The organism is Mycobacterium sp. 94-17 (assembly GCF_035617725.1).
Lineage (GTDB): Bacteria > Actinomycetota > Actinomycetes > Mycobacteriales > Mycobacteriaceae > Mycobacterium.
Map to the genome: position 1 here is coordinate 152,126 of NZ_JAPIYN010000006.1, position 15,700 is coordinate 167,825.

Below are 15,700 nucleotides of genomic sequence, written 5' to 3' on the forward strand. Positions count from 1 at the left end.
GAGAGAGTACTCACTCACCAAGCCTCGACAAAATCGGCCCGGTGTCGGCACGTGAGGGGAGGAGACGCGATGCGGCTAGCGTTAAATTCTTGCCAACCGCCGCTGCGCCGGCGATCCCTGAAGGAGCCCGACATCCGCGTCCTCCCGCGTGTACAGCTGCCGATGCGGGTGCTGTCGCTGCGCACCATCGTCATCGTCGCCGCCATATCGGTGATGACGCTCGTTGTCCTGCTGGGCACCTGGGTGTGGGTGGGCGTGACCAACGATCAGTACAGCCAGCTCGACCGGCGCCTGGATTCGGTCAGCAGCCTGGGCGACATCAGCAGCCTGCTCAACAATGCGGAGAACGCGAACCCGGACCGGCCCGCGCCGGACGGCAACCTGGTGCGCACCGCGCGCATCGGAGGGGTGACCGTGTCGGTGCCCAGCAGCATCGTGTTGCCCCGGCTGCCCGACGGCTACGCCAACACCACCATCAACGGCGTGCAGTACCGCGTCCGCACCTTCACCGCGGGCCCCGCCTCGATCGCGCTGGCGGCTCCGCTGGCCGAAGCTCAGCACCGGATCAACGAATTGCATCTGCGGGTGTTGCTGATCTGCGCCAGCGTGATCGGCGGCACGGTGGTCGTCGGCTGGGTGATCTCGTTGATCATGGTCAATCCGTTTCTGCTGTTGGCTCAGCAGGCCCGGGCGATCAACGCCCAGTCGAGTCCCGACGAGGTCCAGGTCCGCGGCGTGCGCGAAGCCGTCGAGATCGCCGAAGCGGTCGAGGGGATGCTGGCCCGCATCGGCAAGGAGCAGCAGCGCACCCGGGCCGCGCTCGAGTCGGCCCGCGACTTCGCCGCGGTCGCCTCCCACGAGCTGCGCACGCCGTTGACCGCCATGCGCACCAACCTGGAGGTGCTGTCCACCCTGGATCTGCCGCTCGAGCAGCGGCAGGAGGTGATCGGTGACGTGATCCGCACCCAGAGCCGCATCGAAGGGACACTGACCGCGCTCGAGCGGCTGGCCCAGGGCGAGCTGACGACCGTCGACGACTTCGTCCCGTTCGACATCACCGAGCTGCTGGATCGCGCCGCGCATGACGCCTTGCGCGTCTACCCCGACGTGGAAGTGTCGCTGGTGCCCTCCCCGACGGTGCTGATGATCGGACTGCCCACGGGGCTGCGGCTGGTGATCGACAACGCGATCGCCAATGCCGTCAAGCATGGCAACGCCCGCAGAATCCTGCTGACCGTCAGCGCGTCCGGTGAGGGCGTGCAGATCGCGATCGACGACGACGGCACCGGGGTTCCGGAATCCGAACGCACCGCCGTCTTCGAACGTTTCGCCCGAGGCTCGACGGCCGCACGATCGGGCTCGGGGCTGGGCCTGGCGCTGGTCGCCCAGCAGGCCGAATTGCACGGCGGCACAGCGGCATTGCAGACCAGTCCGCTGGGTGGCACGCGGTTGCTGTTGCGGCTGGCCGGTGATGGGCGTGGCCCCGCGTAGCTGCGGGTCACCAATCTCGCCCGCCGTTATGCCAATTGGGCGCGGCGGTGCGCCGTTCTTTCTCGCCGGGAATGAGTGTTGTCGGCATAGAAACACAAGCTCGCAGCATTTCCATCGGGCAAATTATCACCGCACCTGAGGTGCGACGCGATCGACCAATGGGCGATGACGGGATTGCCACCGGGCGACCGGGTTGCCTATGTGACCGCCGAGTCTTGAGTGGCAACTGAGGTCCGGTGACGACTTCCGCCGGGAATGCGCTGAATTGCGCGAATGAGTCCGGACGAACCGCTGCGAATACCCCAATGCCGCAACCCCACTACACTAATGCCGCGAGCACGTGCATTTGGGTTGAGCCTGCGGAGGGAAATCATGGGTCCTGTTACGTCGGTGCAGTCAGAGGCGGTTCTGGCGTCGGCGGGCACCGAGTCTGCGATCAGCGCGGAGACCGAGGCGGCGGCCTCGTCGGCCGCGCCGGTCCTGCTGGGGGTGCTGCCGATGGGCGGCGACCCGGACTCGGCGATGTTCGCGGCGGCGCTCAACGCCTGCGGCGGCAGCTACCTGGCGGTGGTGTCCGACCACGCCGCCCAGCGCGGCTTGTTCGCCGGCGCCCAGAGCATCGCGTCGAACACGTACGTCGTCACCGAGCTCATGCGCAGCCTGACGATGGCAATCGGGGCTTAGAAACCCGGCAGGCACGGAACAAGGGGGGAGGTGCGCATGGCCGATCCGGGGTGGGCTGCGCGTACGCCCGAGGAAAACGACATGCTGCTCAAGGCGGGCGCCGGCGTCGTCACGCACCTGGCGAACCAGGCCGCCTGGACCGCCTTGGCCGCCACGCACCACGGCTCCAGCATCGCGTCGACCATCAACACCGTCGCGACGGCGGCGAGCTGGACCGGGTCGGGTTCGCTTGCCTCGGCGTCGAATGCGACGGCGTTGAACGCGTCGCTGCACGGGCTGGCCGGCTGGGTCGACGTCAAGCCGGCGATCGTGTCGACCGCGGTCTCGGCGTATCAGCTCGCGTACGGCACGATGCGTCCCGCTCCGGAATGCATCGGCAACCGCACCGAGACCGCAGCCGACTACGGGATCAACCCCCTGGTTCTCGGCGCCCTGACACCACGCATCACGTCGCTGGAACTCGAGTACTTCGGGGTGATGTGGCCGAACAACTCCGCGGCCGGGGCCGGCTATGGAATGGTCTTGACCGCCCTGGGGGAAAGCCTCACCATTCCTCCGCCGATCCCGACGCTGGGTGCGTCACCGGCCGCACCGGCGCAGGCGGCCGCGGCGATCGGCGAGTCGGCGGCGGACGAAGGGGCCGGAGACGGCATGCGCGCCGCCATGCAGGGCGCGCAGGCGGGGACGCAGGGGACCAGCCAGGCGGCCTCGGGTGGCCAGGACGTCATGAGTCAGGCCAGCACGTTGCTGCAGCCGGCGCAACAACTCATGGGGGCCGTCCCGCAGGTGATGCAGGCGCCGATGCAGGTGATGCAGGCCCCGATGCAGATGATGCAGCCGCTGATGGGCATGTTCGCCAATCCCGGCGCCCTGGGCATGGGCGGAGCGACGCCGGCCGTGTCCGCGGTCTCGGCCACCACCGGACTTTCCGCAGCGGAGGCCGGGGCCGGCGGCGCATCCCTGAGTGGCGCGGCCATGCCCGCGACCAGTTTCACCCGTCCGGTCAGCGCCTTCGAGCCCGCCACCAGTGGCCGGCCTGTCGGGCTGCGGCCGGCCGGGGCTCTGGGCGCCGAGGCCATGCGACCGCAGACCACGACGACGGGCGGGGCCCCGATGGGTGGCATGCCCGTGGCGCACGGCGCCGGAGGCGACCGCGGCTCCCGTGACAAAGCCGACCGGCCCGCAACGGTGCGGGTCGTCGACGCTCGCGTGTAACCGCCTCGTGAAAGGTGAATCGACAGGTACAGACAGCCGCCATACACTTCGCATCATTGCCCTCGCGGGGGTGGCCAATTTCGACAAGGAGATTCCGTGACAATCAAAGTGACACCAGAAGTGCTGCGCGATGCGGCGAACGCGATCAAGCAGAACATGGAGCACGCGATCGCTATCGGCCAGGGCTACGTCTCAAATCACGAAAACGTGATGAACCCGGCCACCTGGTCCGGTGCAGCTGTGACCGCGTCATACTCGACGGCCACCGAGGTACAGAACGACCTGAACAAGGTCCTGCACGGCGGTTCGCGGCTGGCGGAGGGCCTCACGCAGGCGGCGGCGCTGATGGAACACCACGAGGCGGATTCTTCGCACGCCTTCACCGCGCTGTTCGGGGGCGCCGGCACCAACGTCTGACCCACCATCCGTTGCATCAATGTTCTTGGAGAAAGGAACGCACAATGAGCCAACCGATCACCTATAACCCCGGAGCCGTGGCCGACCACGCCACCGATATCGCTTCCCGCGCGGGACAGCTGCAGTCGATTTACGACGACACCGCCAATCGCACGCACGCGCTGCAGGAATTCTTCGCCGGCCACGGCGCCTCCGGCTTCTTCGAGGCGCAGGCGCAGATGTTGTCCGGCCTGCAGGGTCTCGTCGACACCATCCGCCAGCACGGCGCGACGACCTCGCACGTCCTGCACAACGCCCTCAGCACGGACCAGCACATCTCCGGTCTGTTCTGAGTCCGCCCGTCAGCGGGCTCACCGAGTAGGCGCGAGGCGACATGCTGACAACGACGGTCGACGGCCTCTGGGTCTTGCAGGTGGTCGCCGGGGTGGAGCAAACGTGCCCTGAGCTGGGGCTGCGCCCGCTTCTGCCGCGTCTGGAGACCCCGGAGCGGGCCAGAAGCCACCCCGCGGCCGCCGAGTTGAGGGCAGCCGGCGCGCTCGACGAGGCCGGCGAGGTCGACCCGATGATCCGGGAGTGGCTGACGGTCCTGATGCGCCGGGACCTGGCCCTCCTGGTGATTATCGGGGTCCCGGGCCGCGAGCCGACGCGCGCCTCGATCTGCCGCTTCGCGACGTGGTGGGTGGTTCTGGAACGCCACGGTGACATGGTGCGTCTGTATCCGGCCGGCACGGCGGGCAACGAGGCGTCGGCCGGCGACCTGCTGGTCGGTCAGATCGAGAGGCTGTGCGGCGTGGCCGAGGCGGCGCCGCTCAAGCCGGTCACGCTGGATACCGAGCAGTTGCTCAGTTCGGTGCGCGACACCGCGAGCCTGCGGTCTTTCCTGTTCGAACAGCGACTCGACGCCGACCAGCTGCAGATCGTCCTGGCGGCCGCCGATCCCGTGCGGTCCGCGCAGGCGAACATCGTCGGGTTGCAGGCCGGCGCCGGACCGGATGAATTGGCCCGGATCGCCGTCGGCGATGCCACGGTGTCCATCGTGGACACCCCGTCCGGGCGGATCTGCATCGAAAGCGTCACCTCGGGGCAGCGGCAGTATCAGATCCTCTCGCCCGGCTCGCGCACCGACATCGGTGGGGCGATTCAACGGCTCATCCGCCGACTGCCCGCCGGCGAGAAATGGCACTCGTACCGGCGAGTGGTGTAACGCCGCGCTTTGCTATCAATGATAAAAGTGACTCAGATAACCAAAGTCTTGGAATAACAACGTCTGTCGTACTCCGAAGGCTTCTGAGCGGGTAAACGCCGATTCGCCGACCGTGTTAGCATCGCGTCGTGACGAGCCCTTGGAATGACCCGAATATGTCGGACGAAGGAGCGCTCAGACGGGGGGATCCGTCAGGGGCCAGCAACTTCCCGGATTCGGTATCCGACACGATGCGAATTACCGATCTCGCCGCACCGCGGAAAATTCCACCGGGATCGGGATGGCGGAAATTCATCTACTCCATGTCTTTTCGCAAAATAAATCTCGGTGAGTCACCCCGCGAACGGCATTATCGCGATTTGCAGAATCGCATCCGGCGACACATTCGGCGCCAATACGTCATCACGGTCGTCGCCGGGAAGGGCGGCGTGGGGGTCACCACACTCGTCGCGTGCCTCGGCGGGGTGTTCCGGGAATGCCGCCCGCAGAACGTGATTGCGATCGACGCCGTCCCGGGCTTCGGGACACTGGCCGACCGCATCGACGAGTCGCCGCCCGGGGACTACACCGCCATCATCAACGACACCGACGTCCAAGGTTACGCCGACATTCGAGAACACCTGGGCCAGAACGTCATCGGCCTTGACGTCCTGGCCGGCAACCGGACCTCCGACCAGCCCAGGCCGTTGGTGCCCGCGATGTTTTCCGGGGTGCTGTCCCGGCTGCGCCGCACGCACACGGTGATGATCGTCGACACTTCCCCCGACCTCGAGCACGAGGTGATGAAGCCGGTGCTGGAAAACACCGACACCCTCGTGTTCGTCTCCGGCATCACCGCGGACCGCTCACGCCCGGTGCTGCGGGCGGTGGATTACCTGCGATCGCAGGGCTACCACGAGTTGGTCTCGCGCAGCACCGTGGTGGTGAACCACACCGACCAGCTCACCGACAAAGACGCTCTGGCGTACTTGACCGAGCGGTTCACCAAGGTCGGGGCGACGGTCGAAGAGTTGCCGTTCGATCCGCACCTCGCCAAAGGCGGCATCATCGATACGGTTCACGAACTGAAAAAGAAGACGCGATTACGTCTCTTCGAAATCACCGCGGGACTGGCCGACAAATACATCCCTGACGCCGAGCGGTCGGTGCCGTGACAGCGCCGCATAAGGTCGCCTTCCCGGCGCGTTGTGCGGTCAACATTTCGTACGAAAAGCATCTGTGTTCGCAGGTGTTCCCCGCCGGAATTCCGATGGAGGGATTCTTCGAGGGAATGGTCGAGCTGTTCGATGCCGACCTGAAGCGCAAAGGCTTTGACGGCATCGCATTGCCCGCGGGCAGCTATGAACTCCACAAGATCAACGGCGTGCGCCTCGATATCAATAAAAGCCTCGACGAGTTGGGCGTCCAGGACGGCGACACCCTGGTGCTGGTGCCCCGGGTCGACGGTGAGTCGTTCGAACCGCAATACGAGTCGCTGTCAACGGGTTTGGCGGCCATGGGCAAGTGGCTGGGCCGCGACGGTGGCGATCGGATGTTCGCGCCGGTGACGCCGCTGACGGCCGCGCACACCGCGGTCGCGGTGATCGCGATGGCCGCCGGGGTCACCGTGGCCCTGACGTTGCGGGCGCGGACCTTCACCGACGGCCCGGTCCCGGCCGCGGTGGCGGCCGCCGTCGGTGCCCTGCTGATGGTCGCGACGCTGGTGGTGCGACGGGGGTGGCGGGAGCGGCGCGACCTGTTCAGCGGGTTCGCCTGGCCCGCGGTGCTGTCGCTGGCCACCGCAGGCGCCTGCGCGCCCCCAGGCGCGCTCGGCGCCGCCCACGGGCTGATCGGCGCCGTCGTGGTGATACTGGGCGCCGTCGCCATCGGCGTGACCGCGCGACACCGTTGGCAGACCGCCGTGGTCGCCGCGGTGGTCACGGTGTGCGGGATTCTGGCGGCGGTGGCAGCCGTCCGGATGTTCCGGCCGGCCTCGGCTCAGACGCTCGCGGTCTGCGTGTTGGTCGGATTGGTGGTGCTGATCCGGATGGCGCCGCTGATCGCGTTGTGGGTGGCGCGGGTCAGACCGCCGCATTTCGGATCGATCACCGGTCGGGACCTGTTCGCGCGCCGCGAGGGGATGCCCGTCGACACGGTGTCTCCGGTCAGTGAGGACGAATCCGAGGACGAGGACAACGAGCTGACCGACATCACCGCGCGCGGCACCGCGATCGCGGCCTCGGCGCGGTTGGTCAACGCGGTCCAGGTGGGCCTGTGTGTGGGGGTGTCGATCGTCCTGCCCGCCGCGGTGTGGGCGGTGCTGACGCCGGGACGCCAGTGGGCGTGGCTGGCGCTGGTGGTGGCCGGGCTCGTGGTGGGCATCTTCCTCACCCAGGGGCGCGGATTCGCCGCCAAATACCAGGCCATCGCGCTCGTGTGCGGGGCGTCGGCCGCGGTGTGCGCGGGGGTGGTCAGATACGCCGTAGCCGCGCCGAAAGACGCCGTGAGCGGGTTGATGTGGCCCGTGGTGGCGGTGGCGGCTTTCGCCGCGCTGGGTCTGGCCGCGGCACTTCTGGTGCCGGCCATGAGGTTTCGGCCGTTCATCCGGCTGATGGTGGAGTGGGTGGAAGTGCTCGCGTTCATCGTCTTGCTGCCGGCGGCGGCGGCTTTGGGAGGGCTCTTCACGTGGATTCGCCACTGAAACGGGCCGCCGCGGTCACCGCCGCCGTCGTGCTGGTCGCGATGTCAGCCGAAATTCCTGCCGCACTTGCCATTACGCCACCATCGGTGGATCCGGGGATGGTTCCGCCGGATGGGCCGCCCCGGCCCGATCAGCCGATGCGCCGCGCCAACAGCTGCTCCAGCCCGATCACCGTGCGAAACCCCGATGTGGCGCAGCTGGCCCCGGGCTTCAACTTGCTGAACATCACCAAAGCGTGGCAGTACAGCACCGGCAACGGTGTGCCCGTGGCGGTCATCGACACCGGGGTGTCGCCGAACCCGCGGCTACCGGTGGTACCGGGCGGCGACTACATCATGGGCGAGGACGGGCTATCGGATTGCGACGCCCACGGCACGATCGTCGGATCGATCATCGGCGCTGCGCCGCAAGGGATCTTGCCGATGCCCCGGCCCATGCCCGCCGCCCCGGCATTCCCCGCGCCCGCCGGCCCCCCGCCGGTCACCGGAGGACCGCCCCCGCCGGTCGAGGTGCCACCCCCGATAGCGCCCCCGCCCCCGCCGCCGCCGGTGACGATCACCCAGATCCTGCCGCCTCCGCCCCCACCGCCGCCCCCGCCGCCAGAAGGCGGCGGCGCGACGGCCGCGTCGAACGGGCCCGCCGATCCGCAGACCGAGGACGAGCCGGCCGTGCCGCCGCCTCCCCCGGGAGCGCCCGACGGAGTGGTGGGGGTGGCCCCGCACGCGACCATCATCTCGATCCGGCAGTCGTCGCGCGCCTTCGAACCGGTCAATCCGCCGCCCGGCGATCCCTACTCCGACGAGAAGGTGAAGGCCGGAACGCTGAATTCCGTTGCGCGCGCGGTGGTTCACGCCGCGAACATGGGGGCCAAGGTGATCAACATCTCGGTCACGGCGTGTCTGCCCGCGGCCTCGCCGGCCGATCAGCGGGCGCTGGGCGCGGCGCTGTGGTACGCGGCCACCGCGAAGGACGCGGTGATCGTGGCGGCCGCGGGCAACGACGGGGAGGCCGGCTGCAACAACAACCCGATGTATGACCCGTTGGACCCGTCGGATCCCCGGGACTGGCATCAGGTCAAGATCGTCTCGGCGCCCTCGTGGTTTTCCGACTACGTCCTGTCGGTGGGCGCCGTCGATGCCGCGGGCGCCCCACTCGACAAGAGCATGTCGGGCCCCTGGGTCGGTGTGGCCGCACCCGGCACCCACATCATGGGCCTGTCGCCCCAGGGCGGCGGCCCGGTCAACGCCTATCCGCCGTCACGGGCGGGCGAGAAGAACATGCCGTTCTGGGGCACCAGTTTCTCGGCGGCCTACGTCAGTGGCGTCGCGGCCTTGGTGCGGGCGAAATTTCCCGACCTCAGCGCGCATCAGGTGATCAACCGGATCATGCAGTCGGCGCACAATCCGCCTGCGGGCGTTGACAACAAGGTCGGGTACGGGTTGGTGGACCCGGTCGCCGCCTTGACCTTCAACATCCCGCCGGGCGAACGGACGCCCCCCGGCGCCCAGAGCCGGGTCATCACCCCGGCCCCCCCGCCGCCGCCGCCCGACCACCGGGCCCGCAACATCGCCATCGGAGTCCTGGGGACCGTGGCCGCCGGTGTGCTCGTCTTCGCGATTGCGGCGCGATTGCGGCGGGCTCGATGAGGCCCGATCTCACCGGGTTCGGCCGCGGCAGCAACCGGCGGGTGGCCGGCGTGTGGGCGGTGTTCGCCCTCGCCGTCGTGGGCTGGCTGGTGGGCGGTTACATCGGCGCGGCTGTCGCCGTGGTGGCCGGGGTCGGGCTGGTCTTCGTGCGCTGGTGGGGCCAGCCGGCGTGGTCGTGGGCCGTCTTGTGGCGCCGCGGCCGGCGCCCGATCGACTGGACCGCGCCGATCACCGTGGCCAACAACCGATCCGGGGGCGGCGTGCGCGTGCAGGACGGCGTTGCCGTGGTCGCGGTGCAACTGCTCGGCCGGGGACACCGGGCGACGATGGTGACCGGTTCGGTGACGGTCGACACCGAAAACGTGCTCGACGTCGTCGAACTGGTGCCGATGCTGCACCAGGTCCTGGGCCTGCAACTCGATTCGATCAGCGTCGTCACCGCCGGCTCACGGCACGGCACCACCGGCGACTTTCCGCGGGTCTACGACTCGGAGATCGGCACGCCACCCTATGCGGGCCGCCGCGAGACCTGGCTGATCATGCGGCTGGCGGTGATCGACAACGCCCAGGCCCTGTTCTGGCGCACGACCGTTGGGGCGGCGGCGGTTTCGGCCGCGCAGCGCATCGCAGGCCTGTTGCGCTGCCACGGGATGCGGGCAAAGGTGGCCACGGCCACCGACCTCGTCGAGCTCGACCGCCGGCTCGGGCGGGACGCGGTGTCGGGAAACATGCAGAGGTGGAGAGGCATTCGCGGGGAAGCGGGCTGGATGACCACCTACGCATACCCGGCCGAGGCGATCACATCGCGCAACCTCTCGCAGGCGTGGACGCTGCGCGCCGACGAGGTGATCCAGAACGTGACGGTGTTCCCGGATGCCGCATGCACCGCGACGATCACGGTGCGCACGCCGACGCCGGCGCCGACGCCGCCGAGCGTGATCCTGCACCGGCTCAACGGCGAGCAGGCGGCCGCGGCGGCCGCGAACATGTGCGGTCCGCTTCCGCACCTGCGCGGCCTCCGGCGCAGCCCCCTGCCCGCCCAGCTGATCACCGAGGTGGGGCCGTCGGGCGTCTTGGTCGGCAAGCTGAGCAACGGTGACCGGATGCTGATGCCGATCACCGACGCCGGCGAGTTGTCACGGGTGTTCGTCGCGGCGGGCGACCCGATCGCCAAGCGGATCGTGATCCGCACCGCTGGCGCCGGCGAGCGGGTCTGCGTGCACACCCGTGACATGTCGCGCTGGGTCAGCGTCCGCATGCCGGAGATCAGTGTCGTGAGCGGGTCCCGTCCCGCGCCGCGGACCACCGTGAGCGTGGTCGAGTACGCTGCGCGACGGGGCGCCGGCTTCGGTGCGGCCGAAGGCAGCGGGGCCGTCGAGGCCGCGATCGCACCCACGCCGCGACCGGCGACGGTGATCACCGTCGCACCGGCGGGGACCAGACTCTCGGAAGGGCAGCGGCACGGTTTCGAGGTGATCATCGAGCAGATGGGGCCTGCGGTGGTGAACGTCAGTGCGGCAGGCAAGAATTGGGTCGTTGAGATGGACATGTTCCGCGCCGAGAACCGCTACGTCAGTCTCGAGCCGGTGGGCATGTCGGTCGGCATGTAGCAGCTCGCTGGAAGGCAGAGGCACGGTGTGATGAACGCGGGTCGCGGTGAGCGTATCCCCGGTGCCCGGGATGGGGGACGTGATGGGTGATTTGCAAACCGCCCGAAGGCATTTCGACCGCGCCATGGCGATCAAGAGCCGCCAGGGCCGGGCTGCGGCGTTGCCCGAGTTCGCCGCCGCCACCGACGCCGACCAGTCGATGGCCGACGCGTGGCTGGGGCGCATCGCGTGCGGTGACAACGAATTGGCCTCGCTGCGTCGGCTCTATGCCACCAGCGAGTGGCTGCACCGCGAGACCACCCGCATCGGCCAGACGCTGGCCGCGGAACTGCAGCTGGGTCCCTACATCGGCATCACCGTCACCGAGGCATCACAGGCCGGGCTGGCGTTGTCGTCGGCGTTGACGATCGCCGGGGAGTACCACGAGGCCGACAAGCTGCTGGCCGACGGTGAACTGCTGGATTCGTGGACCAGCCACCAGTGGCACCAGCTGGCCCGGACCTTCTTGATGTACCGCACGCAACGTTGGCCGGACGTGCTGCTGGCCGCCGCCGAGGAGCTGCCCCCGCAGGCCATCGTGATGTCGGCGGTGACAGCGTCGATCTGCGCGCTGGCCGCTCACGCGGCCGCCCACCTCGGGCAGGGCCGGGTCGCCCTGGACTGGCTGGACCGCGTGGACATGATCGGGCAAAACCAGTCGTCGGCACGCTTCGATGCCGACGTGTTGACGGCCTCGATCAGCCCGGCCGAAATCCCGTTGCTCGCCGCCGATCTGGCCTATGTGCGGGGGATGGTGCACCGGCAGCTGCGGGAGGAGGACAAGGCCCAGGTATGGCTGTCCAAGGCCACCATCAACGGCGTCCTGACCGACGCCGCCAAGGAGGCGTTGGCCGACCCAAATCTGCAATTGGTCGTGACCGACGAACAAACCATCGATCGCCGTACCGACCGCTGGGATGCCTCGTCGGCCCCGAGCCGCGAAGAACTCGATCACGACGTCGCCGCCGGCCGCCGCGCCGAGCTGCTGGCCGAGGGGCGCAGGCTGTTGGCCAACCAGGTGGGGCTGGCCGCGGTCAAGGCGGCGGTGGCGGCGCTGGAAGACCAACTCGAGGTGCGCACGATGCGCCTCGAGCACGGCCTGCCGGTGGAGGGCCAGACCAACCACATGCTGTTGGTCGGCCCGCCCGGGACCGGTAAGACGACCACCGCCGAAGCCCTGGGCAAGATCTATGCCGGCATGGGGATCGTGCGCCACCCCGAGATCCGCGAGGTGCGCCGTTCGGATTTCTGCGGCCACTTCATCGGTGAGTCGGGGCCCAAGACCAATGATCTGATCGAAAAGTCTTTGGGGCGAATCATTTTCATGGATGAGTTCTATTCGCTGGTCGAGCGCCATCAGGATGGCACGCCCGACATGATCGGCATGGAGGCCGTCAACCAGCTCCTGGTCGCGCTGGAGGCGCACCGATTCGATTTCTGTTTCATCGGGGCGGGCTACGAAGACCAGGTGGACGCGTTCCTCACGGTGAACCCGGGCCTGGCCGGCCGGTTCAACCGCAAGCTGCGCTTCGAGTCCTATTCACCGGCGGAGATCGTCGAGATCGCGCACCGCTACGCCACGCCGCGCGCCAGCCTGCTCGATGACGGTGCGCGCGAAGCGTTCCTGGACGCGGCGACGACCATCCGCGACTACACCACACCAGGCGGGCGCCACGGCATCGACGCCATGCAGAACGGCAGGTTCGCCCGCAACGTCGTGGAGCGGGCCGAGGGCTTTCGGGACACGCGGGTGGTCGCGCAAAAGCGTGCGGGCCGGCCGGTGACGGTCGAGGACCTGCAGATCATCACCGCGGCCGACCTTCAGCCCGCGGTGCGCAGCGTGTGCTCGGACAACCGCGACATGGCGGCCATCGTCTGGTGATGGTCAGGCCGGATCGAAGCGGAAGACGGCGAGTCGCCCCGCCAGTGCCTCGAATTCGTCGGCCGTACCCTTGCGCACCATTCCCGACTGTTTCGCGAACTTCACCCCGACGGGCACCTTGGCGGGGAACTCCCGCAGCACCGGGCGGGCCTGGGCGGGGGCGAGTTCGACGATCCGGACGGGGCGTGACCGTCGGCCCCGCCGAAGGGTGCCGGCGCCCGCCGCCCGGGCGTTGGCCGCCCAGTCGGCGCCGGGATAGCCCGCCACCACGTAGAGGCCGCCCTGGAAGTCGAACGGCGTCATGGGCGTGCTACGCGGCTGACCCGACTTGCGGCCGGGCACGGTGAGCACCATCGCGGGCCCGGTCGGAATGCCGAGCCGTTGCAGCGCCATCATCAGCTTGTTCATCGGCTTGAGGAAGCGCGGGGGGCGTGGGTCGGTCATGTCAGACTCCTTGTTGCCGTGACGGCGGCGGTCATCAGGGGTTCCCTGCTGAATTTTCTTGCACTGCCGAAACGACGGGGTGGACGGTGGGAAAGTTACATCGGTTCCGCCCGTAACTTTTCGGCCCGCCGGATCGTCGAAGAGTCATGAACCAGTTGCCGCCGGCCGGCGACCGGGTCGGCGAGGCGTGGCGCCGGCACCGCCCGTACCTGATCAACCTCGCCTACCAGATGCTGGGTGACATCGGCGAGGCCGAAGACGTCGCGCAGGAGACGTTTCTGCGGCTTTCGCGTGCCGACATCACCGGGATCGAGGATGTCCGCGGCTGGCTGACCGTGGTGGCAAGCCGCCTCTGTCTCGACCAGCTGCGCTCGGCCCGCGCCCGCTACGAACGGCCCGGCGACGTCGGGGAGCAACCGGCACCGCGCCACTTCGACCCGGCCGACCGGGTCACCCTCGACGACGAGATCCGCGCGGCGCTGCTCGAAGTCCTGCGCAGGCTCAGTCCGGGTGAACGGGTCGCCTTCGTGCTGCACGACGTGTTCGGCGTCCCGTTCGAGTCGATCTCGGACACCGTCGGTCGCCCGGTTGGCACCTGCCGTCAGCTGGCGCGGCGCGCACGGTCGAAATTCCGTGCGGCGCAACCGAAGTCGGTCGACATCGCCCCGGCCGAGCACCAGCTGGTCACCGAAAGGTTCATCACCGCGTGCGGCAACGGTGACCTTCGCGCGTTGGCCGCCGTGCTGGATCCGTCGGTGTGGGGCGTGGGCACGATCCTCGCGGACCCGGCACCGCCACCCCAGATCAACCACGGCCCGGATGCGGTGGCCGCCAACCTGTTGCGTTACCTGTGGCCGGGCGTGAGCCTGGTGAGCGGCCCGGCCGGGCAACCGGTGCTGCTGGCCTTCAGCGAGCGCCGCCTGTTCGCCGCCATCGTGCTGACGATCCGTGAATCCCGGGTGCTCAAGATCGAGGCGGTCGCCGACCCGTCGGCGCGGGCTTAGTCCTGGCCGTGCCGCCGGTCCTGCGCGTCGTCGCGCCGGCTGGCGAAGTAGCCCACGATGGTCGCGGTGACCTCGAGGAACTTGCGCCGCGTCGCCGGGGCCATCTCGTGGCCTACGTCGATGACGCCGCCGGGGCGCAGGTGCGGGTCGAAAGGCACCTCGATGACCGGCCGCCCGTGATCGATGAACTCGCGGGCCAGCAACGCCCGGGTGCGTTTGTCGGCGTGCCCGTCGGAGTCATTGAGCACCACGATGCTGTGCCCCAGCAGCGTGGTCAGGCCCTGATCGGCCAGCCACTCCATGGTCCGCGCCGCGGCGGAGGCGCCGTCGGCCCAGGGCGATGACACCACGATCAGGGCATCCAGGTCGAGCAGCACCTCCCGGGTGAGTGGCGCGTCCATCGACGACCCGCAGTCGATGACCGAGATGGTGAAATGGCGGTCCAGGCGCAACGCCGCCTCCCGGTAGATGGCCGGGTCAAGCACCCGGCGCGGGCCCGACGCCGGTTCGCCGGCGAGCACGTGCAGGCCCGCGGAATTACGGCCCAGCCGCGCCACCGCGTCGTCGAAGGACCGCAGGTTCTTGTCGGCCGTGAGCTCCCAGAACGAGCTGCTCGACCCCGGATCGATGCGGCTGCTGAGCCGGCCGAAGGCGGTGTCGGCGTCGATCGCCACCACGTGGTCTTGCCTGCGCAGGGTGGCGAGCAGCGAGCCCACGCTCGCGGCCACCGACGTCTTGCCCACGCCGCCCTTGCCCAGGACGCCGACCTTGTAGTTGCCGTGCAGGCGGGTGCGGATGGCCGCTTCGAACTCGGCCTCCTGCAGCTGGGCCGGTGACGGCCCCAGCTTGACCAGGCCGAACGTGACCAGCCGTAGGGTGCGTCGCCAACCGCGGTCCACCGGCTCACCGCCATTGGGCAGCTGCGGCGGAGACTCCGCGTGGGGCTGCGGCGGAGCGGGCGCCGCCGACTGGGCCCGGGGTTGCGGCGGCGACCGAAACGACGGCGCGGCGGCCGGAGCCGACCGGGTGGGCGGCCGGGCCGGCGCTGGCGGCGCGGGAGCCGACGGCGGACGTGGGGGAGCGGGCCAGGCGGCGGCGGGGGGCGCGGCGGGCCGGGCCACATGGGGGGTGGGCTCGGGCTGCAGACGGTCCCGCAGGAATTCGTCGCGCTCGTTCATGGGCTCCTCGCGTGCCGGGCGTACTGCGTGATGTGCGTGACAAGCGCCAACGTCGCGCCTGGGGCGCCGGGTGCTTCACTACCCGTCCAGTATCTCCTGTCGCCCCGTGGGCGCGAACCTGCAAACCCGGCCGCCCGCGGCCGACAGGCGCCTGGCTGGCCGCTGAGCACGCTCGTACCGGCGTCCAGCAACTCGACGGGCCGGTC

The 15,700-nt window shown here is 69.2% G+C and carries 14 protein-coding genes; 12 read left to right on the forward strand and 2 right to left on the reverse strand.

Going from position 1 to position 15,700, the window contains the following annotated elements; translation table 11 throughout:
* Positions 1-162 precede the first annotated feature (162 nt).
* From OQ789_RS09770 to eccA, 11 genes are all read left to right on the forward strand, one after another.
* A complete protein-coding gene (locus OQ789_RS09770) occupies positions 163-1,491 on the forward strand; it encodes a HAMP domain-containing sensor histidine kinase (RefSeq protein WP_324685448.1) in 1,329 nt (442 codons plus the stop codon).
* Between the two features lie 372 nt (positions 1,492-1,863).
* Positions 1,864-2,175, forward strand: coding sequence for a PE domain-containing protein (locus tag OQ789_RS09775; RefSeq protein WP_324685306.1), 312 nt, complete (start codon positions 1,864-1,866; stop codon positions 2,173-2,175).
* A gap of 36 nt (positions 2,176-2,211) precedes the next feature.
* A complete protein-coding gene (locus OQ789_RS09780; protein ID WP_324685308.1) occupies positions 2,212-3,390 on the forward strand; it encodes a PPE family protein in 1,179 nt (392 codons plus the stop codon).
* A gap of 96 nt (positions 3,391-3,486) precedes the next feature.
* Positions 3,487-3,807, forward strand: coding sequence for a WXG100 family type VII secretion target (locus OQ789_RS09785; protein ID WP_324685309.1), 321 nt, complete (start codon positions 3,487-3,489; stop codon positions 3,805-3,807).
* Positions 3,808-3,851: 44 nt separating this feature from the next.
* Complete coding sequence (locus tag OQ789_RS09790; RefSeq protein WP_324685310.1) at positions 3,852-4,139, forward strand: WXG100 family type VII secretion target; 288 nt, start codon at positions 3,852-3,854, stop codon at positions 4,137-4,139.
* A 41-nt stretch (positions 4,140-4,180) separates the two neighbouring features.
* Entirely contained in the window at positions 4,181-5,011 is an 831-nt protein-coding gene (locus tag OQ789_RS09795) for an ESX secretion-associated protein EspG (protein WP_324685311.1), read from the forward strand.
* A gap of 128 nt (positions 5,012-5,139) precedes the next feature.
* Entirely contained in the window at positions 5,140-6,165 is a 1,026-nt protein-coding gene (locus OQ789_RS09800) for a MinD/ParA family protein (protein ID WP_324685312.1), read from the forward strand.
* Positions 6,162-7,691 carry a type VII secretion integral membrane protein EccD gene (eccD, locus tag OQ789_RS09805; protein WP_324685313.1) on the forward strand — a complete coding sequence of 510 codons (1,530 nt, stop codon included), beginning with the start codon at positions 6,162-6,164 and terminating at the stop codon, positions 7,689-7,691. The genes OQ789_RS09800 and eccD overlap by 4 nt, the downstream gene beginning before the upstream one ends.
* A 41-nt stretch (positions 7,692-7,732) precedes the next feature.
* Complete coding sequence (gene mycP, locus OQ789_RS09810) at positions 7,733-9,337, forward strand: type VII secretion-associated serine protease mycosin (protein WP_324685450.1); 1,605 nt, start codon at positions 7,733-7,735, stop codon at positions 9,335-9,337.
* Entirely contained in the window at positions 9,334-10,947 is a 1,614-nt protein-coding gene (gene eccE, locus OQ789_RS09815; protein ID WP_324685314.1) for a type VII secretion protein EccE, read from the forward strand. The genes mycP and eccE overlap by 4 nt, the downstream gene beginning before the upstream one ends.
* 70 nt (positions 10,948-11,017) lie before the next feature.
* Positions 11,018-12,868 carry a type VII secretion AAA-ATPase EccA gene (gene eccA / locus OQ789_RS09820; RefSeq protein ID WP_420716080.1) on the forward strand — a complete coding sequence of 617 codons (1,851 nt, stop codon included), beginning with the start codon at positions 11,018-11,020 and terminating at the stop codon, positions 12,866-12,868.
* 3 nt (positions 12,869-12,871) lie between these two features.
* Here the strand turns inward: eccA and OQ789_RS09825 are convergent, their stop codons facing one another.
* Positions 12,872-13,312 carry a nitroreductase family deazaflavin-dependent oxidoreductase gene (locus OQ789_RS09825; protein WP_324685315.1) on the reverse strand — a complete coding sequence of 147 codons (441 nt, stop codon included), beginning with the start codon at positions 13,310-13,312 and terminating at the stop codon, positions 12,872-12,874.
* 146 nt (positions 13,313-13,458) lie between these two features.
* Here OQ789_RS09825 and sigI point away from each other — a divergent pair, with 146 nt between their 5' ends.
* The gene (gene sigI / locus OQ789_RS09830) at positions 13,459-14,316 is read left to right on the forward strand and encodes an RNA polymerase sigma factor SigI (protein ID WP_324685317.1); all 858 of its coding nucleotides are present in this window, start codon (positions 13,459-13,461) and stop codon (positions 14,314-14,316) included.
* Here sigI and OQ789_RS09835 read toward each other — a convergent pair.
* Positions 14,313-15,494, reverse strand: coding sequence for a MinD/ParA family protein (locus tag OQ789_RS09835; protein WP_324685318.1), 1,182 nt, complete (start codon positions 15,492-15,494; stop codon positions 14,313-14,315). The two genes, sigI and OQ789_RS09835, sit on opposite strands and share 4 nt — an antisense overlap.
* Between the last annotated feature and the right edge of the window lie 206 nt (positions 15,495-15,700).